This window comes from Streptomyces sp. NBC_01485, from assembly GCF_036227125.1.
Lineage (GTDB): Bacteria > Actinomycetota > Actinomycetes > Streptomycetales > Streptomycetaceae > Streptomyces.
In genome coordinates this window covers 8449910-8474055 of the sequence record NZ_CP109435.1, presented here as the reverse complement: position 1 = coordinate 8474055, position 24146 = coordinate 8449910, and the positions used below count along the sequence as shown (strand labels likewise).

Sequence of the window (24146 nt, the reverse complement as noted above, 5' to 3'; positions counted from 1 at the left end):
GCCCCAGGCCCGGACGTCTTCGGACGACCGAGGCGAGGCGTGCTCTCGTCCCCCACATTACGTACCGATGAACAGATTTGTGCGAGAAAAGGGACACCTTGACAGGACTGAGACTGGCAGGATGGGCGGGCTCCCTGAGCCAGCCGTATCCGGAGGTGTCGCAATCGTGCGTTCCAGCCGTTCCGATTCCGGAGGTCCCGCCTTTCCCGGCCTGCCGCGCACCGTCACCGACGTGCGGGTCCGAGCCGCCCTCCGCGGCCCCGGGTGGCACGAGGTCTCCGACGGGACCCGAGCCGCCCTCACCGAGTTCTACGACCGCGCCGCCGGTCTCGACCACGAGGAGTTCGACGAGCGCCTCGAGGAACTCGTCGGCACGCACGTCGACCTCCAGGATCTCGTGAACCAGGGCGAGTTGGACGAGACCCATGGACGGCGAGGGGTCGACATGCCGACCGAGTCGGACCCGGGGGCCGCCGCACTCCCGGACCCGTTCGGCACCCCGGCCGCCCAACTGCCGCCCCAACCGCAGCCGGGCGACGGAAATCCGCCCCCGGCCACCGGCAACGGCGGTTCGACGGGCGGCGGCGGGACCGGCTGACCATGCCGACCAGTGTCGTCGCGCTCGTCGTGCTGCTCGTCTCCGCCGCACCCGGGTACGTCTACGTCCGTATCGTCGAGGTGCGTCGGCCCCGGCGCCGGCGCACCTCACTCCTGGAACTCGTCGACCTGGTCTGCGTGGGCGCCGTGGGCAGCGCCGCGGGGACGCTGGTGGTGCTGCTGACGGCGCCGCACTGGACGGCGCTGCTGCCGCTCGAAGGGCTGCTGAAAGGCTCCTCCTATCTGACCGTCCACCCCTGGCAGGCCGTCTGGTCGGGCGTTCTGGCGTTCACGATCAGCCTGGTGGGCGCGGTGTCGGCCGGGGTGGTCGTCGCGCGGTACGGGGGCACGGCGGTCCGGCACACCCCGTACCCGCCGTTGCGCAAGGCCGTCGAGCTGACCCCGCCGGGGCATTCCCTGTGGCTGGCGGTCGAGTTGACCGACGGACGGTTGTGGGAGGGCAAGCTGCTGAGCATGGACGGCGACCGCGACGTGCTCGGCGAGGGCGACCTCGTACTCCAGTGGCCGCTGGCGCTCACCGAGCCCGGCAAGGCGAGGGTCCGCCACCGGGCCCGGTTCGTGGCGATCCCCGGCCCGCAGATCGTCCTCGTCTACGGATCCGACCTGCCACCCCAGCCACCCGCACCCGCACCGGCACCCGCACCGGCACCGGCACCCGCACCCGCACCCGCACCCGCACCCGCACCGACCACTACCCCAGGGCCGGTCGCCGACGGCACACCGGCCAGTCCTCTCACGTGACCGGTGCCTGCCACAGGGGGTTGAAAATCTACCAATCAAAGAATTTCATGGCCAGGGTGACCGCACCGCACCACCGCCTTCGTCACCACCGCACACCGGAGGGCCGCCCATGACCACCAACATCAATCCGGTCATCCCCGGCTTCTATCCGGACCCGTCCGTCTGCCGTGTCGGCGAGGACTACTACCTGGTGAACTCCAGTTTCGAGTACTTCCCCGGGGTCCCGGTCTTCCACAGCCGCGACCTCGTGCGCTGGGAGCAGATCGGGAACGTCCTGGACCGGCCGAGCCAGTTCACCGTGGGCCTGGGCCGGGAGGGTGCCAGCGCGGGCATCTACGCGCCCACCATCCGCCACCACGACGGCGAGTTCTGGATGGTGACGACGAACCGGGAGGACGTGATGAAGGGCCACCTGATCGTCCGGGCGAGCGACCCCGCGGGCGAGTGGAGCGAGCCCGTGCACACCTCGGGCGCGATCGGCATCTACCCCGACCTCGCCTGGGACGAGGCCGGCACCTGCTACCTGACCTGGGCGTTCCCGGGAGCCATCAGTCAGGCCGTCGTCGACCCGGCGACCGGCAAGCTGCTCTCCGAGCCGCGCGTCATCTGGAACGGCACCGGTATGGCCCACCCGGAGGGCCCGCACCTGTTCCGGCGCGGCGAGTACTGGTACCTCCTGGTCGCCGAAGGCGGCACCGGTCCCGGTCACGGGATCTGCGTCGCGCGCTCGGACTCCCCGTCCGGCCCGTGGGAGCCGCACCCGGCCAACCCGATCCTCTCCCACCGCAGCACCTCGCACCCGGTGCAGAACACCGGCCACGGCGACTTCGTCGAGTTGCCCGACGGCTCCTGGGCGATGGTGCACCTGGGGGTACGGCCGCGCGGATCGTTCCCCGCGGCGCACGTCAACGGCCGCGAGACGTTCCTCACCGGCGTGGACTGGGCCGACGGCTGGCCCGTGATCGTCGAGGACCGGTACGACGTCCCGCAGGCGCCCACCGCCTTCACCGACGACTTCGAGACCTCGGACGGCTCGGACGCCGGGCGGCTCCACCCGCGCTGGATCGCGCCGGGCACCGACCCCCGCTCCTTCGCCGTGCCCGTCCCGGGCGGGGGCCTGCGTCTGTCGGCCGGGCGGGCGCCCGGGGCGCGGGACGCCGAGCGGCTGCTCGCGGTCCGGGCCCGTGACTCGTCCTGGACCGCGACCGCCACCGTGCCGCAGGGCGACGCGGCCCTCGTCGTGCGGATCGACGACGCCCACTGGGCGGCCGTGCAGCGCCAGGGCACCACCGTGTCGGCGCGTGCGGTCGTCGGCCCGTTCGACCAGGTGCTGGCCACCGCCGAGGGCGTCCCGGCGGACCACCCGCTCGCCCTGCGTTCCGTCGCGAACACCGAGCAGTACAGCTTCGCCAAGGGACCCGACGACCTCCACCTCGGCCACCTCGTCGACGGCGAGTTCCGTACGCTCGCCACGATCGACGGGCGCTACCTCACGACCGAGGTCGCCGGCGGCTTCACCGGCCGGGTGATCGGCGTCGAGGCCCTGGGCACGGACGCCCTGCTCACCCGCTTCACCTACGCCCCCGACCCGGACCCGGTGCCGGCGACCCGGATGCCGGTGTCACCGCCCGCCGACTCCTGAGGTGAGCGCAGGCCGTGAGCTCGGGTCCTGCGGTCAGTCGCCGGCCGGCTTCGTCTCCGGCCCGGGATCCGCCACAGGCACCAGCATCCGCGTGAACGTCTCGGCGATCGCGGCGATGTCCACCGTGGGGTCGTGCATCCACTGGATCTGGAGGCCGTCCAGTACCGCGAGCAGTGTCCTGGCCAGGTGCTCGGCCGGTTCGTCGGCGCGGATGCCGCCGGTTCGCTGCTGTTCCTCGAAGTCCTGCGTGACCTCGGCGGCGATGGTGCGGTAGCGGTCGCGGAAGTAGCTGTGCGCGGGGCTCTCCGGATCGGTGGCCGCCGCCGACAGCGTGACGTACAGCTTGGCCAGCCCGGGGTGACCGGTGGTGTGCCGGGCGCTGGCCGCCATGCTCTCGACCATGTTCTCGCTCCGGGCGGCGCCGCCGGCGGTCGCCTTGCCCAACACGTCGCGCCGCTCCAGCACCGCGAGCAACAGGTCGTCGCGGGTGGGGAAGTAGTACGTCAGCGCGGGCTGCGTCACCCCGACGCGGTCGGCGATGTCCTGGAGGGACGCGCGTTCGCCGTGCTCGTCGATGGCCTCGTAGGCGGCCTGGAGGATCTGTTCCCGTCGCTCGGCGCTCTTGCGGTAGGGGCCGCGCGGCTTTCGCTGGTTCGTCACCCGTCAGACCGTACTTCACGCCGTACGTGCGCAAGACGGCGTACGGCCTGGGCTGTTGTGGGAATCGGCCATCGCTGACCGCCCGTCGCCGGCACCGTCACCGTCGCCGCGCAGGGGAGCGCGTCGGCGGCGAGTCCGGCCAGGACGGTGACGTCGCCGGGCTCGATGCCGCGACGTCCGTCGGCCAGGGTGTAGTGGAGCCGCTCCACGGGCTTCCAGGACGAGGGTCCGGGTCTCCCCCGCCCCGAGGGCGACGCGTTCGAACGCGATGAGCTGCCGCACCGGACGGACCACCGAGCGCGCCGATCCCGAACGGCGAGACCTCGCGGACGGCGTCCTGGATCCGCGCGAGCAGTCCGCGCAAGCTGTCGGCGTCGTGGCCCAGGAACCAGGCCAGGGACAGGTGCCCCACGCCGTGCGGACGCAGCTCCTTGACGCGCCGCGGTTCGACGCCGGGACCGGTGTCCGACCGGGTGAGCACGTCGGTGGCGCTCAGGCCGGCGAGCTGGGCGGCCTTCTGCTCCAACGTGAGCCGGGAGACCAGCTTCCCGATCCCGTCGGGGGTCCATTCACCAGTGGCCATGTCAGATTCCTTCGCTCGGCGACAGGTGCTCTTCGGCTGCTCGGCCGCTGTTCGGCTGCTGCTCGGCCGCTATTCGACGGTGACGACGACGTCGACCGGTTCGCAGCCCTCGGCCGTCGCGGTGAGGCGGATCTTTCCGGGCCCGGTGGGGCGCAGGACGGCCAGCGCGCGGCCCTCGTACGTGAGGCGTTCCGTGCTGCCGAACGGCTCCTCGGTCCACGGGTCCGCGCTGCCGAGGCCGAGCAGGACGCCGGCGCCGGAGACCTCGACACGCACCGGGCGGTCGGCCGAGGTGTGCAGGGTGCCGTCCGCGTCCACCAGGGCGAGGGTCACGTACGCGAGGTCGCCGCCGCCCGCCTCGATCACCGGGCGTTCGGCCTCGGCACGCAGCCCCACCGGGCCGGTCGCCGAACGCAGCGCGTGGCGGCCGGTCTCGACGCCGTCGCGATAGGCGACGGCGAGGAGTTCGCCGGGCTCGTACACCGTGTCGAACTCGGTGCGGAAGCGGTGGTCCTCGCCCACCGGTTGACGCCCCGACGAGCCTCCGTTGACTAGGAGTTCGACCTCGTCGGCGTCGCCGTAGACCTCGATCGCGACCGGTGCGCCCTCGAAGCCGGGCCAGGTCCAGCCGGCGATCGAGTCGCTCCAGGCCCATGGCGTCCCGGCGGCGGCCTTGCCGTGGTGTTCGGGGCGGCGGACCGCGATGTACGGCTCGGCCCGCAGGCCGAAGACGATCTCCCGGTAGTAGGAGGCGGGGCGGCGATGGCCGGTGATGTCGAGGTCGCCGCAGCCCGCGACCAGGTAGGGGTAGGGGGCGGTGTGGGAGGGCGCGGGTGTGGCGGGGGTGACGTACTGGGGGCGGCCGATGCCGACCTCGCCGAGGTAGTCCCAGCCGGTCCAGGTGAAGTCGCCGATGACATGGCCGTGTTGCTCGACCAGCCGCCAGTTGCCGTCGACGCGGGTGGGGAAGGTCTCGGTGCCGAGGATGATCCGGTTGGGGAACAGGTCGCGGTCCAGGACGTAGCGGGCCTCGGCGTAGTTCATGCCGGCGACGTCGAGCACGGCGAAGGACTCGGCCGTCTTCTGTGTGACGAGGTCGGAGGCGCTGATCGCGTTCATCATGTCCCCGGCGTCGGCCATGAAGGTGTTGATGCCCTTCTGCTCACCCTCACCCGCGTCCGCCGCCTTGTCCTGCGGCTGCTGCTGCATCAGGGCGCCCAGTTCGGACATGACGGCCAGCAGGCCGTTCACCGCGTTGGTGACGTAGCGCGTCGGGTCCAGGGAACGGACCTTCTCGGCGAGCCTGCGGCCCCACGCGGCGCCGAAGGGCGAGCCGGTCTCGGGGATCTCGTTGCCGATCGAGTACATGATGACGCTGGGGTGGTTGACGTCCTTGGCGACCATCGCCTCGATGTCGCGCTCCCACCACTCGGGGAAGTTCAGGCTGTAGTCGAACTCGGACTTGCCGGAGGTCCACACGTCGAACGCCTCGTCGACGACGAGCATGCCGAGGCGGTCGCAGGCGTCCAGCATCGGCTTGCTCATCGGCTGGTGGGACATGCGGATCGCGTTGAATCCGGCGTCCTTGAGGAGTTCGACGCGGCGTTCCTCGGCCCGGGCCCAGGTCGCCGCGCCGAGGATCCCGTTGTCGTGGTGGATGCAGGCGCCGCGCAGCTTGACGGTCTCGCCGTTGACGCGCAGGCCGTGCTCGGGGTCGAGTCGCAGGGTTCGGATGCCGAAGGTGACCTGCTCCTCGTCCACCTCGCCCAGGGCGACCCGGCAGCCGTAGAGGTGCGGCGCCTCGGGGCTCCACCGGGCCGGGGAGGGGACGTAGAGGCGCTGGCGGACGGTCGCCGGCTCGCCGGGGAGCACCGTCACCCGCGACACGTCGCTCGCGACGACCGCCCCGGACGCGTCCCGCAGCTCGGTGACGACGGGGAGCGTGCGGACCTCGATCGAGTCGTTGACGACCTCCGTGGCGACCTCGACGACCGCGCGCGAGGCGTCGACGTCGGGGGTGGTGATCCGCACGCCGTCGGGCACGATCCGCACCACCTCGCCGACGAGCAGCCAGGTGTCGCGGTAGATGCCCGCGCCGGTGTACCAGCGGGAGTCACGGTGGGCGCGGGCCTCGACGCGGATCTCGTTGTCCTCGCCGAAGCGCAGGAAGCGGTCGGCGTCTATGCGGAACTGCGAGTAGCCGTACGGCCGTTGGCCCGCGTAGTCGCCGTTGATGTACACGGTCGCGTCGCGGTACACGCCCTCGAACTCGACGAAGACGCGCCGGCCCCGGTACTCCTCGGGGACGGCGAAGGTCTTGCGGTACTCGAAGACGCCGCCGGGGAAGTACGCGCCCGCCGCGCCGTCCATCGTGACCTCGCCGTCCGGGGCGGCCCGCCGTTGCTCGATCATCGCGTCGTGCGGCAGCGTCACCGGCCGGAAGGGGACCACATGACCGGACAGTTCGGCGAAGGGGTTGACCTTGGGCCGGACCTGCCAGGCGTCGTTGAAGGACGTGCGGATCATGTGGACTCCATGAGTAGTCGGCTCGCCGACACCGCCCCGAGTGACCGCGATGCTTCGGCCATCCAAAATCTACCATCCACAAAAATTGGCGGCCAGAGTCGCCGCCAGGCGTCAGTGGGACTCCCGGCTGACCTCCGAGCCGCTGGAGCCGATCAGGAAGTCCAGGTCGGCGCCCGTGTCGGCCTGGAGGACGTGGTCGACGTAGAGGCGTTCCCAGCCGCGCCGGGGGGCGGCGTAGCCGGTGACGGTGGCCTCGCCGGGGGTTCGGCGGGCGAGTTCGTCCTGCGGGACGTCGACGTCGATGCGGCGGGCCGCGACGTCGAGGGTGATGAAGTCCCCGGTCCGCACCAGCGCGAGGGGGCCGCCGGCCGCGGCTTCCGGGGCGACGTGCAGGACCACGGTGCCGTAGGCGGTGCCGCTCATCCGGCCGTCGCAGACGCGGACCATGTCCCGGACGCCCTGTTCGAGCAGCTTCTTGGGCAGCGGCATGTTGGCGACCTCGGGCATGCCCGGGTAGCCCCTGGGGCCGCAGCCGCGCAGGACGAGGACCGAGTCGGCGTCGACGTCGAGTCCGGGGTCGTCGACGCGGGCGTGGAAGTCCTCGACCGAGTCGAAGACGACCGCCCGGCCCCGGTGGCTGAGCAGGTGCGGCGAGGCCGCCGCGGGCTTGATGAGCGCCCCGTCGGGTGCGAGGTTGCCGCGCAGGACGGCGATGCCGCCCTCGGCGACCAGCGGCTCGGCGCGGGTGCGGATGACCTCGCCGTCCCAGATCGGGGCGTCGTCGAGCGAGTCGACCAGGGGCGTGCCGGTCACGGTCAGCGCGTCGGGGTCGAGCAGGTCACGGACCTCTCGCAGGACGGCGAGCAGCCCGCCGGCGCGGTGGAAGTCCTCCATGAGGAAGCGGCCGGCCGGCTGGAGGTCCACCAGGACCGGTACCCGGGAGCCGACGCGGTCGAAGTCGTCGAGCGTCAGGTCGACGCCGAGCCGGCCGGCGATCGCCAGCAGGTGGACGACCGCGTTGGTGGAGCCGCCGATGGCGGCCAGCGCCACGATCGCGTTGTGGAAGGACGCCTTGGTCAGGAAGGTCCCCGGCCGCCGGTCCGCGGCGACCATGTCCACCGCGAGCCGGCCGGTGTGGTGCGCGGCGGCCGGCAGGCGGCTGTCGGGGGCCGGGGTCCCGGCCACCCCGGGGACGACCGTGCCCAGCGCCTCGGCGACCAGCGCCATCGTCGAGGCGGTGCCCATGGTGTTGCAGTGCCCGCGGCTGCGGATCATCGCCGACTCGGACCGGGTGAACTGTTCCTGGGAGAGCGTGCCGGCCCGGACCTCCTCCGACAGCCGCCACACGTCGGTGCCGCAGCCCAGCGGCGTGCCGCGGAAGGTCCCGGTGAGCATCGGGCCGCCGGGCAGGACCACGGCCGGCAGATCCACCGAGGCGGCGGCCATGAGCAGCGAGGGGATCGTCTTGTCGCAGCCGCCCAGCAGGACCACGCCGTCGACGGGGTTGGCCCGCAGCATCTCCTCCGTGGCCATCGCGGCCATGTTCCGCCAGAGCATGGCCGTGGGCCGTACCTGCGTCTCGCCCAGCGACACCACGGGCAGGTCCAGCGGGATGCCGCCCGCCTCGTACACGCCGTTGCGGACGGAGGCCGCGACCTCGTTGAGATGCGCGTTGCAGGGAGTCAGGTCCGAGGCGGTGTTGGCGATGGCGATCTGCGGCCGGCCGGTGAAGGCGTCGTCCGGCACGCCCCGTCGCATCCACGCCCGGTGGATGTAGGCGTTGCGGTCCTGACCCGCGTACCACTGTGCGCTGCGGAGCCCCATCCCGGAACCTCTTCCAATAATCGGTACGCCGATCTAAAGTCTGGAACGCGATGGAGCATACGCAGACGGACGACGGACCGACAGACGGCGAGTCGGCACACCACGGAACGGCACACCACGGTTCGGCAGACCACGGTTCGCCGGACGCCCGGTCGGCAGGCCCCGGCGAGGACGGCACGGCCGGCGCCGAGGGCGGCCGGCTCGTGGGCTCGGACCGGGTGCTCGCGGTCCTCAGGGAGCTCGCCCGGTATCCCGACGGCGTGGGCCTCGAGGAGCTGACCCGGGCGATGGGCAGCCCCAAGCCGACCGTGCACCGGGCGCTCGGCGCGCTGCGCCGCGCCGGTCTGGCCGACCAGGACACGCGCGGCCACTACGTGCTCGGCGACGAGTTCCTGCGCATGGCCTTCGCCCACCACGAGGCCCGGCCCGAGCACGTCCGGGTGCGCCCGGTGCTGGAGGCGCTGGCCCGCCGGTTCGGCGAGACCGCGCACTACGCGGTGCTCGACAGCCGTCTCGACGGGCGTCTCGACGACCGTGAAGTGGTCTACCGCGCCAAGGTCGACCCGCCCACGGGCGCCGTCCGGCTGACGTCGACGATCGGCGGCCGCAACCCCGCCCACTCCACCGCCGTCGGCAAACTGCTGCTCGCCCGGCGGCTGGGCTCCCTGGCGGAGGTCGAGGCGTGGATCGGCGGCTCCCCCCTGGAGCGCCGGACGCCACGGACGCTGTGCACGGCCGCCGACCTGCACCGCGAGCTGACGGCCACCCGGCTGCGGGACCACGGCGTCGACGACCAGGAGACCGAGACCGGAGTCAACTGCCTCGCCGTACCCGTGTACCTGACCTCACCGACGACCCCCTCCGGAGCCGTGAGCATCAGCGCCCTGGCCTACCGGACGCCGCTGTCGACCCTGGTCGACGCCCTCGACGAGATCCGCGCCCTCCTCGGCCCGTTGGGCGCACCACTGCCCTGATCCCTTGCCACTCCCCGACACCGCCCCCGCGTCACCGACCCTGTGTCACCGACCCCGTGTCACCGCCCCCTGCGAACCCTGGAGAAAGACCCGTGTACCTCATGCGTATCGGCGCCCCCGGCGCCGAGAAGCCCGTTGCCCGTATCGACGACGAGACGTACGTCGACCTCTCCGACGTCGTCATGGACTTCGACGAGGCGTTCTTCGGCACGGGCGGCGTCGACCGGGTGCGCCCGATCGTGGCCAGGCGGGTGGCGGAGGGCCGGGTGGCCCTGTTCGCCGGGGAGCGCGTCGGCGCCCCCATCGCCCGCCCGCACCAGATCCTGTGCATCGGGCTGAACTACCGCGACCACGCGGCCGAGAGCGGCATGCCGGTGCCCGACGAGCCGATCCTGTTCACCAAGTCGCCCAACACCCTCGTCGGCCCGAACGACGACGTGCGCATCCCGCGCGGGTCCACCAAACCCGACTGGGAGGTGGAGCTCGGCATCGTGATCGGCAAGCGCACCAGCTACCTGGACGACGTGGCGCAGGCGCGCGACGCCATCGCCGGGTACGTGGTCGTCAACGACGTCAGTGAGCGCGCCTTCCAGTTGGAACGCGGTGGGCAGTGGTCCAAGGGCAAGTCCGCCGAGACCTTCAACCCGGCCGGTCCGTGGCTCGCGACCGCCGACGAGATCGACGACGTCCTCGCACTCGACATGTGGCTGGACGTCAACGGGGTGCGCCGGCAGACCGGCAGCACCAAGACGATGGTCTTCGACCCGTACTTCATCGTGCACTACCTGAGCCAGTTCCTCGTCCTGGAGCCCGGCGACCTGATCAACACCGGCACGCCGCCCGGCGTCGGCATGGGCCTCAACCCGCCCGTGTGGCTCCAGCCCGGTGACGTGATGGAACTGGGCATCAGGCACCTCGGCACCCAGCGTCAGCACGTGCTCGCCCCCCGGTGAGCACCCGCCTCATGCGCGCGTTCGTACTGACCGCCCCCGGCGCGTACCAGGTGCGGGATCTCCCGGCGCCGGTGGCCGGCGCCGGGGAGGTCGTCGTCGACGTCGAGCGGGTCGGCGTGTGCGGCACCGACATGGAGTTCTACACCGGCGCGATGGCCTACCTCCACCAGGGCCACTCGTCCTATCCGATGCGGCCGGGCCACGAGTGGTCCGGCCGCGTGGCCGCCGTCGGCGCGGGCGTCGACCCCGGCTGGCTCGGCCGCCGCGTCATGGGCGACACGATGCTCGGCTGCGGTGCCTGCCGCCGCTGCCTGCGGGGCCGCCGGCACGTGTGCGAGGAGCGGCAGGAGGTCGGCATCCGCGGGGCGCGGGCCGGGGCGCTGGCGGAGCAACTCGCGGTGCCGGCCGCCTCGTTGCACGCGCTGCCCGCCTCCGTCGACGCGGTGCTCGGCGCGCTCGTGGAGCCGGGCGGCAACGCCCTGCGCGCCGCGCAGGCCGCCGCGCCGTACCCCGGGGACCGCGCCCTGGTGCTGGGGCCGGGGACGATCGGCCTGCTGGTCGCGATGTTCCTGCGGGCCGCCGGCGCCGAGGTGCACCTGATGGGCGCCACGGACGACTCCCTGGCCTTCGCCCGCGGTCTGGGCTTCGACCACGTGTGGACCGGGGCTTCCGTCCCGGACCTGCCGTACGACGCCGTCGTCGACGCCTCCAACGCCGCCCATCTGCCGGGCAGGGCCCTGGAGTTGGTGGAGCCGGGCGGTCGCGTCGTGTACATCGGGCTGGCCGGCGAACCCAGCGGGATCGACACCCGCGTACTCGCCCTCAAGGACGTGACCGCGGTGGGCGTCCTGTCCGCCTCCCCCGGCCTCGACGCCACCATCCGCGCCTACGCCGACGGGACGGTCGACCCCCGACCGCTCGTCGCCGCCACCGTCGGCCTCGACGAGGTCGGCCCCGTACTCGCCGGCGGACGCCCGGTCGGCGCCGGCCCCGGCCCCAAGATCCATGTGGACCCCCGGAGATCCCCGTGAACCCCCGCTGAAGATCACCGTCGACGAGGACGAGTGCCGCGACGTCTGACGCACCCCGCCGGGCCGGTCGTCCGCCTGAGGTTCTGCCTAAGGTAGAGAGATCACCGCCTGCCCGGGAGCGCCCATGATCGGTATCCGTCGGAAGAGACCCGCCGACGCCCTCGATGCCATCGAGCCGCCGGGTAACGCGGAGACGGTCGCCGGTGTGCTGTCGGTGACCGTCCTGGTGGAGGTGCTCGGCGTCCTGTCCGGGTCCGAGGTGTGGCTCCTCGGGCTGCTGGTCTTCCTGCCGGGCACGGCGTCGGCGCTGTGCACGGTTCAGCAGACGAGGTTCATCGCCGCGTGGACCAGCCTCTTCGTCACCCTCACCGTGGTGCTGCGGGCCGGTGACGGAGCGAGGTGGCTCGACCGCGCCCTGCTCGTACTGCTCACCCTCGCCCTGGGAGCCGCGTCCGTCTACGCCTGCCACCGGCGCATCGGGCGTGAGCACGAGATGGTGCGGCTGCGCTCCACCGCCGCCGCCATGCAGCGGCACATCCTGCACCCCCTGCCCCTGCTCACCGACGACGTCCTGGTCAACGGCGTCTACGAGCCCGTACAGGAGGACCGGCTCGTCGGCGGCGACATCTACGACGTGGTCACCTCGCCCTGGGGCACGCGGGTGCTGATCGGCGACGTGCAGGGCAAGGGGCTGGCCGCGGTGGGCGCCGCGTTCGCCGTCATAGGCGCCTTCCGCGAGGCGGCGCACCGGGAGCCCACGCTCACCGCGCTCGTCGACGCCCTGGACGCCTCGGTCGTCCGGCACAACTCCTACGCCGAACAGACCGGCGAGGACGAACGGTTCGTCACCGCCCTCATCATCTGCGTCGACGCGGGCGCGGAGGCGCAGGTCGTCAACTGCGGCCATGTTCCTCCCCGGTTGGTGCACGAGGGCGCCGTCACCACGCCCGCGCTGGACACCGGCGTCCCGCTGGGCCTCGCCGAACTGGCCGACGAGCCCACGACGGTGGACTGGTTCGGCTTCCCGGCCGGTTCGACGCTGGTGCTGACCACCGACGGCCTCACCGAGACGCGCGCCGCGGACGGCACGTTCTACCCGGCCGACGAGCGCCTCATGAAACACCTCGACCTCTCCCCCACCGAACTCCCCCGGGCCCTGTACGAGGACGCCCGCGCGTTCGCCGGGGACGGCCTCCGCCACGACGACGTCGCCGTCCTGACCGTCCGCCGGTCACCACGCCTCTGAGCGGTGCGGGGCCGCCGGCGCCGGGCCGGGACGTCGTGGCCGTCGGGTCCGCGCCGGATCCCCATTGGGTCCACGGCCCGGGTGGGACTATCGTCTGAATCGTGGGCCAGAACATAGGGGAGCGGCCATGATGCCGCAGGACGAAGCCGTGATCGGCTGCACGGGGCAGGTGCTCGTCGCCACCCGCGGTTCCGCGGGTCCCGGCGAGATCCTGGTGCGGGTCAGAGGCGGCTCCGAGACCTTCCTCGCCTGGTCCGAAGATCCACTGCCCTTGGGGGCGACGGTGCTCGTGATCGAGTCGCGTGGTTGTCGCGAGGTCGGCGTCATCGAGTGGGTGGATCCATTGGACGCGCTCGGCGATGCCGCCGACGCCGACTGAGGAGTAGAAAGAAAAATGTTCGGATACCGCGTTCCCGCTCCCGACGAGGCGATGCTGATCTCGGGGGGCCGGCGGGGACTGGGGGGCGCGCCGTTCCGAGTGGTGACGGGGCACGGGAAGTTCGTGCTGCCGGTCTTCCGCAAGACCCGTTTCCTCACGCTGTCGATGTGCGAGGCCGAGGTCACCGAGACGTGTGTGACCAGGCAGGGCATCGCGCTGCACGTGCGCGCCGTCATCGCGTTCAAGGTCGGCAACGACCACGAGAGCATCATCAACGCGGGCCAGCGCTTCCTCTCCGACCAGGACCAGATGTCGGTCCTGACCGGCCGGATCTTCGCCGGCCACCTGCGGGCCATCATCGGCTCGATGACGGTCGAGGAGATCGTCACCGAGCGGCAGAAGCTCGCCGCGGAGGTGCTGGACACGTCGAAGGTCGAGATGGCGAAGATCGGCCTGATCGTCGACTCGCTGCAGATCCAGTCGATCGACGACGGCGAGGTCGGCTACATCGAGGCCATGTCGGCGCCGCACAAGGCGGCCATCCACCGGCAGGCCCAGATCGCCCAGGCGCAGGCCACGCAGGCCTCGGTCGAGGCGGAGCAGGTCGCGGCGCGCAACCAGGCCGAGTACGCCCGGCAGACCGCGGTGGTCAAGGCGGAGTACTCGGCCGAGGTGGACCGCGCGCAGGCGAAGGCCGCCCAGGCCGGACCGCTGGCGCAGGCCCACGCCCAGCAGGAGGTGCTCGCGGCCCAGACGGAACTGGCCCAGCGCCAGGCCCAGTTGCGCCAGCAGCAGTTGGTCGCCGAGATCGTCAAGCCTGCCGAGGCCGAGGCCCAGCGGATCAAGCTGCTCGCCATCGCCGAGGCGGAGCGCATGAAGATCCAGGCCGAGGCGGCGGCCTCCTACGACCGGGTCGCGCTCGACCGGATGATCATCGACCAGCTCCCGCAGATCGTGAAGGAGGCGGCCGGCGGCCTCGCCGGCGCCAACGTCAACGTCCTGAACGGCGCGGACGGCCTGGGCGAGATCGCCGCGGGCCTGGTGTCCCAGGGCCTGACGATCCTCGACTCGGTCCGCCAGAACCTGAACGGCCCGGACTCCTCCGAGAACCGCCGCCCCGAGCCGGGCAACGCCAGCGCTCTGCTCCAACTCCACTCGGGCGAGGCCGCCAAGGCCAAGAACAAGGACAAGAAGACGGACAACGGCCGGGTGGACGTCGACTAGGACGGGTCCCAGGGGTTCCGTGTGCCCTGATGTCTGGCGGCCGGTGCCGTCACTTCAGGGCGCCCTTGGTGGCGTCGGCGATGAAGCCGCGGGCGAAGAAGGTGAACACCAGCACCAGCGGGATGACGGACAGCAGCACCCCGGCCATCACCATGCTGTAGTCCGTTGAGTGGCCGGAGTACAACTGCGCCAGCGCCACCTGGAGGGTGAGGCGGCCCGGGTCGACCAGCATCACCAGCGGCAGGATGTAGTCGTTCCAGGCGCCGATGAAGGTGTAGATGCCGAGGAACGCGAGCGCCGGGCGGACGCACGGCAGCACCACGTGCCAGTACAGGCGGAAGAACCCGGCGCCCTCGATCCGGGCGGCGTCCAGCAGCTCGTCGGGGACGCTGGTGCTGGTGTACTGGCGCATCCAGAAGATGCCGAAGGCGTTGGCGGCGGCGGGCACGATGAGCGCCTTGAGCGTGCCGAGCCAGCCCAACTGCACCATGATCTCGTACTGCGGGATGATCGCCAGTTGGGTCGGCAGGATGTACATCGACAGCAGCAGGCCGAACAGGTACTTCTTGCCGGGGAAGTCGTACTTGGCGAAGGCGAAGGCCGCCAGGGAGTCGAAGAACAGCACCAGCAGGGTCGTGCAGACCGCCACGATCATCGTGTTGAACAGCGACCCGAAGAAGTCCATCCTGTCGAACAGGTGCTGGACGTTGGTCAGCAGATGATCGCCGAACCACAGCTTCGGCGGGTAGCTGTAGATGTCCTGCGAGGTGTTCGTCGCCATGACGACGATCCAGTAGAACGGGAACACCGAGACGGCCACACCGGTCATCAGGATGAGATGGACGCTCAGCCCCCGGACGCGCCGGCGGTTCAGACCGTTCGTACCGCCGCTCGTGCCGCTGCTCATGGCCGTCGCTCCTTACGCTGCACCAGGCGCCAGTTGATGACGACGATGAGCAGGATCAGCAGGAAGAAGGCCCAGACGATCGCGGCCCCGTAGCCGAAGTCGTTGTTGTCGAAGGCCTGGTGGTAGAAGTACAGCAAGGTGGTCAGACCCGCCTGGCCCGGTCCGCCGGAGTTGGGATTGGTGGACGCCTCGCTGCCGAACAGCACCTGCGGTTCGGTGAAGCTCTGCAGGCCCGTGACGGTGGAGATCACCACGGTGAACAGGATGATGGGCCGCAGCAGCGGGATCGTGATGGAGAAGAAGATCCGGACCGGACCGGCGCCGTCCATCCTGGCGGCCTCGTAGACCTCCGAGGGGATCGACTGGAGGCCGGCCAGGTAGATGATCGCGTTGTAGCCGGTCCACTGCCAGGTCATCAGCGCCGCGATCACCAGCTTGATCGTCCACTCGTTGCTCATCCACGGCACGGCGGACAGGTGCACCGACCGGAGGACGGCGTTGATCAGGCCGAAGTTGTTGCTGAAGATCGCGCCGAAGAAGATCGCGATGGCCACCAGCGACGTGATGCTGGGGATGAACAGGGCGACCCGGTAGAACGCGGTGAAGCGCTTGGTGGAGTTCACCAGCACCGCGAGCACCAGCGCCATGAGGAGCATCGGCACGGTCGACAGCACCCAGATGACGAGGGTGTTGCGGATGGACAGCCAGAACACCGGGTCGTCCCACAGGAAGCGGAACTGCTGGAACCCGACGAAGTGCATGTCCCCGATGCCGTCCCACTTCTGGAACGCCAGAAAGACGGTGTAGAGGACCGGGAAGAGCATGAAGGCCGTGAAGAGCAGGTAGTACGGCGAGATGGCGAGGTACTGCGGCCAGTACCTGGCGACCCGCCGCCGCGGCCCGCGCGGGGCCCCGGCCGACACCGGCCGGACCCGGCGGCGGCGCCCCGGACCGGAGGAGCGGCCCGGGGCCGACCGGCCGGCGGGCCCGGGGGCCGCGCCGGATCCGGAGGTCGGTCCCGAGGTCGGTCCCGAGGTCGGTCCCGAGGTCGGTCCGGTGGGTGCCGGGCCGGCTACCGGGGTTGGCGACATGTCACTTCACTCCCTGACGCTGGGCGATCTGCTTGGCCTGGGCGACCGCGTCCTTCCAGGCCTCGTCGGGGTCCTTGCCCTTGGCCTCGATGCTGGTCAGCTCGCTGAAGTAGGGCGCCGAGACCGCCGCGTCGGCCGGAGCCTCGTAGGCGGAGGGGATCTTCTCGGCCGCCGGGCCGAAGATCTCGATGGTCTTCTGGCCGCCGAAGAAGGCGTCGCCGCCGGTCAGCGCCGGCAGCTTGTAGGCGGCCGGTGCGGTCGGGAAGAGGGCCGCGTCGGTGAAGCCGCGGGCCTGGTTCGCCGGGTCGAGGATCCAGCTGATGATCTTGAAGGCTTCCTCGGGGTTGCCGCTGGTCGCGGGGATGGCCAGGAAGGACCCGCCGAGGTTGGACGGCCCGCCGGGCAGGCTCGCCACCCGCCACTTGCCCTTGGTGCCCGGGGCGGCGTTGCTGATGTCCAGCGCGTGCCAGGCGGCGCCGATCTCGGTGCCCAGGGCCCCGCTGCCGATGGCCGCGTTCCAGGTGTTGTCGTTGATCTTGGCGTCGATACCGAGGGTGCAGGGCTTCACGGCGGTGGTCCAGGCGGCGCGGATGTGGTCCTGGTCGCCGATGAATTCGCCGTCCTCGTCGATGAACCGCTGGGTGCCCTGGCCGATGATCATCGAGAACACCGAGCCGATGTTGTTGATCAGGTAGGTCGCGGGGACGGCCTTGTGCAGCTCGACGCCGGCCTTGAAGTAGTCGTCCCAGGTGGACAGCTGGGCGGAGACCTGGGCGGGGTCGGTGGGCAGGCCCGCCTTCGCGAAGAGGTCCTCGCGGTAGTAGGTGGCGCACGGCCCGATGTCGATCGGGAAGCCGATGAGCTTGCCGTCCTTCGTGGTGGCCTGCTTCAGCTTCCACGACAGGTACTGCGGGGCCAGCTTGTCCGCGCCGACGGTGTTCAGGTCGACGAAGCGGTCGGCGTTGGGCAGGAAGGAGGCGATGTCCTCGCCCTTGACGCCGGTGATGTCCGGGGCGGACTGGGCGGCCCGCAGGCCGGTGAGCAGCTTGGTCTTGAAGTCGCCGCCGACCACGGAGGTCTTGAGGGTGACGTCGGAGAAGTGCTGCTTGGCGTCCGCGACGACCTTGTCACTGAGGCCGCCGGCCCAGTACCAGAGGCTCAGGTCCTTGCTGTCCTTGGCGCCGCTCGTCCCGGAGCCGCCGCCGCACGCCGCGGTGGCACCTGCCGTGGCGGCCGTCAGCACGGCGGCCTGAAGGAATCGTCTGCGGGAAAGGTCCACGGCGTTCTCCTGGGTGTTTCGGCGGGTCCGGCCGCTCAGGCGCGTTCCGGGGCATCCGGGACGTCCGGCGGGGACCTGTGAGCATGGGATGGGGAAGGGGGTGAGGAAGGGCAAGGGGACGGGCTCGAGGGACGGGGTGGCCGAAGAGCATCGGCGGGGTGGTGGACTCTTCAGCCAGCCGGCGTGGGTGACCGGGTCTTCTCAGACGGTGCCGACGCGTCGATGAGGGTGGTGGTGCACCGTTCATCCGCTTCGGCCGACCGGAGTGGGGACCGGACCTGGCTTCGAATTACGCAAGAGAGTGCACCCGGTGAGCGGGTTTGACAAGGGTCAAGCAGATATCGAGACATGCATGCGCGACTTTGCTTGAGTTTGGAGAGTTCGCGAGTATGGTCTGCGGCATGCTCCCTGACCGAAGGCAACAGCTGATCCTGCGTGTCCTGCGCATGGACGGGCCCACCTCGGTGGTCTCCCTGGCCGAGAAGGTCGGGGCCAGCCAGGCCACCATCAGGCGCGACCTCGTGCAGTTGGAGGACGAGGGCCTGCTCAAACGCGTCTACGGCGGCGCCGCCCCCGTCGTCGGCGAGGACGACCCGTTCGCCGACGTGGCCTCGGTCCGGGTGGAGGCCAAGGACGCCCTGGCCGCCTGGTGCGCGACCCTCGTCAGGGACGGCGAGACCGTGCTGCTCGACATCGGCACCACGGCCCACCGGGTGGCCCGGCATCTGCACGGCCGGAACCTGACCGTGATCACCAGCAACCTGGCCGTCTACGAGGAACTCCAGGACGACAAGAGCGTCCAGTTGATCCTGCTGGGCGGCGTGGTGCGGCGCGACTACCGCTCGCTGGTCGGTTTCCTCACCGAGGACAACCTGCGGCAGATCCACGCCGACCGGCTGTTCCTCGGCACGAGCGGGATCCGCCCCGACGGGCAGGTGCTGGACACCACCGCCGTGGAGGTGCCCGTCAAGCGGGCGATGATCGCGGCCAGCGCGCAGGTGGTGCTGCTGGCGGACGCGGGCAAGTTCCCCGGCACCGGGATGGCCCGGGTGTGCGGGCCCGAGGAGCTCGACGTCGTGGTGACCAACGCCCCGGCGGACGACAGGACCTGCAGTCGGCTGCGTGAGGCGGGAGTCGAGGTGGTCGAAGTATGAGACTCACGATCCTGGGCGGCGGTGACTTCCGGGTCCCGCTGGTCCACCGGGCGCCGCTGGCGATCGCGGCGAAGGACGCGTCACCGAGGTGACCCTGTACGACCTGGACGCCTCCCGGCTGACGGCCGTCCGCTCGGTCCTCGCCGGGCGAGCGGCGGACGAGCGGATCGCCCTCGCGGAAGGGATCTGACACCGGAACGGCATCGGAGTGGCACCGGATCCAAGCCAACAACGGTGCAAGGGCACGGCCACGCAGAAGTGGGCGGCGTACGCCGTGCCCGGTAAGGCTTCCCAGTACCTCGCCGTCAATCAGGGCAGCCACCTCTGCCTGGACGCCGACACGGGCACCGCAGGCGTCAACGGCCAGAAGGTCCAGGCCAGGAACTGCGACGGACTCGGCGCCCAGCGGTGGCGGCTCGGCGGCTCGGCGGCGGCGGAACGCTGGTCAGCGTCCCGGACGGCTTCTGCCTGGACGCGGAGGCCACCACGTCCGGCAACGACGGCCAGCGGGTCCAGGGTTGGGGATGCGCGGGCAGCAGCAACCAGGTGTGGCACTGGTCCTGATCACCTGCGGGGTGGGTACCGTCTGGGGACCGTCTGGGACAGGGCCGACCGGGAGATCACCATGACGACGGACTTCAGCATCGAGACCGCGACGGCAGCGGTCGTGGACAGTTTCGCCCGCACCGGCGACCCCCGGCTGCGGGAGCTGCTGTCCGGTCTGGTGCGGCATCTGCACGACTTCGTACGGGACGTCGAACCGACCCGGGCCGAATGGGAGCAGGCGATCGCCTTCCTCACCGCCACCGGGCAGCGGTGCGACGACACCCGGCAGGAGTTCATCATGCTCTCGGACGTCCTGGGCGTGTCGATGCTCGTCGAGGCGGTCAACGACCGCAAGGAGGCCGCCGCCACCGACTCCACGGTCCTCGGCCCCTTCCACATGGTCGCCTCCCCGCCGCGCGCGCTCGGGGACTCGATCGACCTGACCGGCACCGGCGAACCCTGTCTGATCACCGGACGGGTCGTCTCCGTCGACGGCACCCCGCTGCCCGGCGCCACCCTGGACGTGTGGCAGGCCGACGACCACGGCTTCTACGACGTCCAGCAGCCGGGCGAGCAGCCGCAGGGCAACGGGCGCGGACTGTTCACCGCCGACGCGGAGGGCCGCTTCTGGTTCCGCTCGTGCGTCCCGAGCCCCTATCCGATCCCGACGGACGGACCGGTCGGAGCGCTGCTGGAGGCGACCGGCCGCCATCCCTACCGTCCCGCGCACGTCCACTTCATCGTGGCGGCCGAAGGACACCGGCCCGTCACGACGCACATCTTCGTGGCGGGCAGCGACTATCTGGAGTCGGACGCGGTCTTCGCCGTCAGGAAGAGCCTCGTGCAGGAGTTCGTCGAGGTGGACGCGCCGGTGCGGGCGGAGGCGCTCGGCCTGGCCAACCCGTTCCGCCAGGCCCGCTTCGACATCGTGCTGCAACCGGTTCCGGTCCCGGCGTGACCGTTCGACGGCGGCCGGTGACCCGCTTCGCGTCTGGTGGTCCAACTCGACGCTCTGTGTGGCTCGTTCGCGCCATGGCGTAGACGCGTCAGGTCACTTCGTTGTTGCGGGTCGGCCCGTCTGCCACCTTGTGGTGCGTGTGCCCACCCCATCATCGCTACGGAGGCCGACACGTGTTACCCCTTCGAAGACCGCGGGTTGTCCGTACGACGTTCGGTACGGCGCTCTGTACGGCGTTGGCGCTCGTGGCGTCGGTGTCCTCGGCGGCCATGGCGTCCCCGACTCCCCTGTTCAAGGCGGGAGTTGTCCAGGAGTCTCGCAGCGAGCCGGGGTTGCGGGCGGTGACGCTGATCACCGGGGACCGGTTTCTCGTGGACCGGGACGGCGACCTCGTGTCGGTCACGCCCGGTGAAGGGCGCGAGGAGGTCGGCTTCCGGGTCGAGGCCTCCCGCGATCACCTGTACGCGATTCCCACGGACGCGGAGCGGATGATCGCGCAAGGCACCCTGGACCGTGGGCTGTTCGACCTCAAGGCCCTGCTGGACGCCGGGTACGACGACGCGCGGCGCGGTGAACTCCCGTTGATCCTCGGCGGGACCACGTCCACGTCCTTGTCCGCCACCCGGCTGGGTTCGCGGCCCGTTCCCGAGGGGACGGTCGTCACGAAGAAGCTGCCGGCCGTCCGTGGCGTCGCCGTCGAGGTCGGCAAGGAGACGGCCGGTGAGCTGTGGAAGGCGCTGACCCTCCCGAACGCCTCCCGGGCGGCGGCCGGAATCCGGAAGATCTGGCTCGACGGCACGGTGCGGGCCACGTTGGACCGCAGCGTGCCGCAGATCGGGGCGCCGAGCGCGTGGGCGGCCGGTTACACCGGACAGGGCGTCAGGACCGCCGTCCTGGACACCGGCATCGACTCAAGTCACCCGGACCTGGCGGGCCGTGTCGTCGGCGAGAGGAACTTCTCCGGTGCCGCCGACGCGGTCGACCACTTCGGCCACGGCACCCACGTGGCGTCGATCATCACGGGCAGCGGCGCCGCCTCCGACGGCAAGTTCAAGGGCGTCGCCCCGGGCGTCACCCTGCTGAACGGCAAGGTGCTGGGCGACCAGGGCAGCGGCAGCGAATCGGGCATCCTCGCGGGGATGCAGTGGGCGGTCGACCAGGGCGCGAAGGTCGTCAACATGAGCCTGGGCGGCCCGGACGGCCCGGGCACCGACCCCCTCGAGGACGCCGTCGACACCCTGTCCGCCCGGTACGGCACCCTGTTCGTCGTCGCCGCGGGCAACGAGGGCGACGACGGTGACAGTACGGTCGGCAGCCCGGGCAGCGCGGACGCCGCGCTGACGGTGGGCGCCGTCGACGACTCCGACGCCCTGGCCTCGTTCTCCAGCACCGGTCCCCGGGTGGACGACAACGCCGTCAAGCCCGACATCACCGGCCCCGGTGTGCACATCGTGGCCGCCCGCGCGGCCGGCACGGCGCTGTGTCAGAACAGTTGCGTGCAGCCGGGCGACGGGCCGGTCGACGACCACTACACCTCGGCGTCCGGCACCTCCATGGCCACGCCGCATGTCGCCGGTGCGGCGGCGCTCCTGGCGAGCGCGCACCCCGACTGGTCCGGCGGGCAACTGAAACGCGCGCTGATGGCCTCCGCCAGGCCCACCGCCGACCGAGGCGCGTTCCAGCAGGGCGCGGGCCGGGTCGACGTCGCCGCCGCGATGAACGAGCGGGTCACCAGTGACCCGGCGTCGCTGAGCTTCGGTCTCGCCGCCTATCCGCACACCGACGACGCGCCGGCCGGCAAGACCCTGACGTACCGCAACAGCGGCGACGAGGACGTCGTCCTCGACCTGGCCGCGTCGACGACCGACCGTGCGGGCCGGGCGGTCAACGACGGCACGTTCACCGTCTCCCCGGAGCGGGTCACCGTCCCGGCCGGCGGCACCGCGACCGCCACCGTCACCTCCGACACCCGGGTGGGCTCGACCCTCGGCCAGTTGTCCGGCACGGTCACGGCCACCACTGCCTCCGCGACCGCTGCCGCCGCCGCCGTCGTCGCCCGCACCCCGCTCGGCATCGTCCGGGAGACGGAACGCTACGACCTGACGCTCCGTCACATCGGGGCCGACGGGAACGCCCCGGCGCCGGCGACCGGGGACACCCTCTACGACGTCGTCACCGGCGAGATCCACTCGATCTCGATGAAGTCCGACGGCACCGCGGTGGTGCGCGTTCCCCCCGGCACCTACCACCTCACCAGCACCGTCTACACGCGCCGGACGGACGGCTCGTACGCGCGAGCGGCCCTCTACCAGCCCGAGATCGTCGTGGACAGGGACACGTCCCTGACGCTCGACGCCCGCGTCGCCAAGCCGATCAGCGTCACCCTGCCCGACCCTCAGGCCACGGCCTCCTCCGGTGTCCTGGCCGTCCGACGGACCATGGCCAACGGGCAGGGCAGACTGACGAGTTCCTGGCTGGGCTCGCTCGACCGGCTCTCGTTCGCGCAGATCGGCGGCCCCTCCACGACAGGAGCCAAGAAAGGGTCCACGACCGGTACCGCTACCGGGTCGCTCCAGGCGATGATCGGCGGCGTCTGGACCCGCCCGGAGGCCTACGAGGGCGCCAACCCGCCTGAATACCGGCTCGCCTACTCACTGCCGGAGAAGCCGTACGCCGGTCTCACCCGGCATCTCACCCGTCGTGACCTGGCCCGGATCGACAGCACCCTCGGTGCCTCCGTCACGAAGAAGCGGGCCGACATCTCGGCGGTTCCCTACGCGGCGGACGGCATGAGCTCCGCGGGCGTCGCCATCCGCACCACCACCGCCCTGCCCCGCGTGCAGACCGACTACGTCAACACCGAGGCCGCGGTGTCCTGGGGCTTCATCGTGACGCAGAACGGCCAGACGCTCCAGAACGAGGCCAACTACTACACCCCTGAACGCCGGTACCGTCCCGGCCGGACTTACCGGGCCACCTACGGAGTCGGCGTCTTCGGCCCCGGGCTGGGCCTCGCCGAAGGCCGCGACAGTTTCGGCGGCACCGGCTGGGGTCTCTTCCGCACCGGCGACACCCTCCGGATGAGCATCCCCCTCCACACCGACGGCGCCGGCCACCCGGGCACCACCGGCCTGCGCTTCGGCGGCAGCGCCCGCACCACACTCGTGGCCGACGGCACCTCCCTCCTCAACATCGCCGCACCGCCCTCCACCGGCGACATCACCGTCCCGGCCGGCGACGCCCGCTACACCCTGTCCACCGACCTCAACCAACAGGCCACCATCACCGACGTCTCCTCCCGGATCACCTCCACCTGGACGTTCCGCTCCGCCACGGTCCCGACCGGCACCCAGCGCGTTCCCCTGCTGAACGTCCGCTACGCACCCCGCCTCGCGACGGACTCGACCACACCCGCCGGGAAGCCGGTCCTCGTGCCGGTCACGGTGGAAGGAGCGCGCGCGGGCGTAAGGACTTTGACCGTGGACGTCTCCTACGACGCGGGCAGGTCCTGGCAGCGAGCGCCCGTGCACGCGGGCCGCGCCCTGCTGCTGCGGCCGCCCACGGACTCCGCCTCCGTGTCGCTGCGCGCCAAGGCGGTGGACGGCAGAGGGAACACGGCCGAGCAGACGATCATCCGCGCGTTCAAGGTCACCCCACTCGACAACTGACCACCTGTGCCACGGTCCTTCCCGGCCTTGCCCTGCCCGGCCCGTCTCTCCGAGGAGAGGCCGGGCCGGGCCCCATGCCGCACGAGCCGCCTGTCGCACGAGCCGCCGGAGATCTACCCTGTGCTGATCCCTCTGCTGCCGG

General features: G+C 71.3%; 20 protein-coding genes and 1 pseudogene. 14 read left to right on the top strand and 7 right to left on the bottom strand.

All coding sequences use genetic code 11. From position 1 onward, the window contains the following. The first annotated feature begins 166 nt into the window (after window positions 1-166). The 3 genes from OG352_RS37110 to OG352_RS37100 all read left to right on the top strand — a co-directional run bounded on the left by OG352_RS37110 (window position 167) and on the right by OG352_RS37100 (window position 3001). The gene (locus OG352_RS37110; RefSeq protein ID WP_329222963.1) at window positions 167-598 is read left to right on the top strand and encodes a hypothetical protein; all 432 of its coding nucleotides are present in this window, start codon (window positions 167-169) and stop codon (window positions 596-598) included. Window positions 599-600: 2 nt separating this feature from the next. Continuing rightward, entirely contained in the window at window positions 601-1359 is a 759-nt protein-coding gene (locus OG352_RS37105) for a DUF6338 family protein (RefSeq protein ID WP_329222961.1), read from the top strand. A 109-nt stretch (window positions 1360-1468) separates the two neighbouring features. Beyond that, entirely contained in the window at window positions 1469-3001 is a 1533-nt protein-coding gene (locus tag OG352_RS37100) for a glycoside hydrolase family 43 protein (RefSeq protein ID WP_329222959.1), read from the top strand. A gap of 33 nt (window positions 3002-3034) precedes the next feature. Here OG352_RS37100 and OG352_RS37095 read toward each other — a convergent pair whose 3' ends face one another. The 4 genes from OG352_RS37095 to OG352_RS37080 all read right to left on the bottom strand — a co-directional run bounded on the left by OG352_RS37095 (window position 3035) and on the right by OG352_RS37080 (window position 8594). Beyond that, a complete protein-coding gene (locus tag OG352_RS37095) occupies window positions 3035-3661 on the bottom strand; it encodes a TetR/AcrR family transcriptional regulator (protein WP_329222957.1) in 627 nt (208 codons plus the stop codon). A 15-nt stretch (window positions 3662-3676) separates the two neighbouring features. Continuing rightward, complete coding sequence (locus tag OG352_RS40160; protein ID WP_443072438.1) at window positions 3677-3943, bottom strand: hypothetical protein; 267 nt, start codon at window positions 3941-3943, stop codon at window positions 3677-3679. Between the two features lie 370 nt (window positions 3944-4313). Further along, on the bottom strand, window positions 4314-6770 hold the full coding sequence (locus OG352_RS37085; protein WP_329222955.1) for a glycoside hydrolase family 2 TIM barrel-domain containing protein: 2457 nt from the start codon (window positions 6768-6770) through the stop codon (window positions 4314-4316). A gap of 111 nt (window positions 6771-6881) precedes the next feature. Next, window positions 6882-8594 carry an IlvD/Edd family dehydratase gene (locus OG352_RS37080; RefSeq protein WP_329222954.1) on the bottom strand — a complete coding sequence of 571 codons (1713 nt, stop codon included), beginning with the start codon at window positions 8592-8594 and terminating at the stop codon, window positions 6882-6884. Between the two features lie 50 nt (window positions 8595-8644). Between OG352_RS37080 and OG352_RS37075 the strand changes: the two genes are divergently transcribed. The 6 genes from OG352_RS37075 (at window position 8645) to OG352_RS37050 (ending at window position 14401) form a co-directional block, all read left to right on the top strand. Then, on the top strand, window positions 8645-9568 hold the full coding sequence (locus OG352_RS37075) for an IclR family transcriptional regulator (protein WP_443072437.1): 924 nt from the start codon (window positions 8645-8647) through the stop codon (window positions 9566-9568). A gap of 92 nt (window positions 9569-9660) precedes the next feature. After that, on the top strand, window positions 9661-10521 hold the full coding sequence (locus OG352_RS37070) for a fumarylacetoacetate hydrolase family protein (protein WP_329222953.1): 861 nt from the start codon (window positions 9661-9663) through the stop codon (window positions 10519-10521). Between the two features lie 11 nt (window positions 10522-10532). After that, window positions 10533-11552 (top strand): zinc-dependent alcohol dehydrogenase, encoded by a 1020-nt coding sequence (locus OG352_RS37065; RefSeq protein ID WP_329222952.1) that lies wholly within the window; start codon window positions 10533-10535, stop codon window positions 11550-11552. 124 nt (window positions 11553-11676) lie between these two features. Continuing rightward, window positions 11677-12798 carry a PP2C family protein-serine/threonine phosphatase gene (locus OG352_RS37060; RefSeq protein ID WP_329222950.1) on the top strand — a complete coding sequence of 374 codons (1122 nt, stop codon included), beginning with the start codon at window positions 11677-11679 and terminating at the stop codon, window positions 12796-12798. Window positions 12799-12928: 130 nt separating this feature from the next. Continuing rightward, window positions 12929-13177 (top strand): hypothetical protein, encoded by a 249-nt coding sequence (locus OG352_RS37055; RefSeq protein ID WP_329224117.1) that lies wholly within the window; start codon window positions 12929-12931, stop codon window positions 13175-13177. A gap of 15 nt (window positions 13178-13192) precedes the next feature. Then, entirely contained in the window at window positions 13193-14401 is a 1209-nt protein-coding gene (locus tag OG352_RS37050) for an SPFH domain-containing protein (protein ID WP_329222949.1), read from the top strand. Between the two features lie 49 nt (window positions 14402-14450). On the opposite strand, the gene OG352_RS37045 is transcribed toward OG352_RS37050, so the two are convergent. The 3 genes from OG352_RS37045 to OG352_RS37035 all read right to left on the bottom strand — a co-directional run bounded on the left by OG352_RS37045 (window position 14451) and on the right by OG352_RS37035 (window position 17678). Continuing rightward, window positions 14451-15308, bottom strand: a complete 858-nt coding sequence (locus OG352_RS37045) for a carbohydrate ABC transporter permease (protein WP_329222948.1) — start codon at window positions 15306-15308, stop codon at window positions 14451-14453. Continuing rightward, window positions 15305-16231, bottom strand: a complete 927-nt coding sequence (locus tag OG352_RS37040; RefSeq protein WP_329222947.1) for a carbohydrate ABC transporter permease — start codon at window positions 16229-16231, stop codon at window positions 15305-15307. Before OG352_RS37040 ends, OG352_RS37045 begins: the two co-directional genes overlap by 4 nt. Window positions 16232-16400: 169 nt before the next feature. Beyond that, complete coding sequence (locus OG352_RS37035; protein WP_329222945.1) at window positions 16401-17678, bottom strand: extracellular solute-binding protein; 1278 nt, start codon at window positions 17676-17678, stop codon at window positions 16401-16403. Window positions 17679-18079: 401 nt separating this feature from the next. Between OG352_RS37035 and OG352_RS37030 the strand changes: the two genes are divergently transcribed. The 5 genes and pseudogenes from OG352_RS37030 to OG352_RS37010 all read left to right on the top strand — a co-directional run bounded on the left by OG352_RS37030 (window position 18080) and on the right by OG352_RS37010 (window position 24004). Then, a complete protein-coding gene (locus tag OG352_RS37030) occupies window positions 18080-18832 on the top strand; it encodes a DeoR/GlpR family DNA-binding transcription regulator (RefSeq protein WP_329222943.1) in 753 nt (250 codons plus the stop codon). Further along, a pseudogene (locus OG352_RS37025) lies at window positions 18829-19019 on the top strand (6-phospho-beta-glucosidase); the annotation flags it as partial. The gene OG352_RS37030 and the pseudogene OG352_RS37025, both read left to right, overlap by 4 nt. 221 nt (window positions 19020-19240) lie before the next feature. After that, the gene (locus tag OG352_RS37020) at window positions 19241-19396 is read left to right on the top strand and encodes a hypothetical protein (protein WP_329222941.1); all 156 of its coding nucleotides are present in this window, start codon (window positions 19241-19243) and stop codon (window positions 19394-19396) included. 61 nt (window positions 19397-19457) lie between these two features. Then, window positions 19458-20336 carry a dioxygenase family protein gene (locus OG352_RS37015; RefSeq protein ID WP_329222939.1) on the top strand — a complete coding sequence of 293 codons (879 nt, stop codon included), beginning with the start codon at window positions 19458-19460 and terminating at the stop codon, window positions 20334-20336. Window positions 20337-20605: 269 nt separating this feature from the next. Beyond that, window positions 20606-24004, top strand: a complete 3399-nt coding sequence (locus OG352_RS37010; RefSeq protein ID WP_329222937.1) for a S8 family serine peptidase — start codon at window positions 20606-20608, stop codon at window positions 24002-24004. Window positions 24005-24146: the final 142 nt, after the last annotated feature.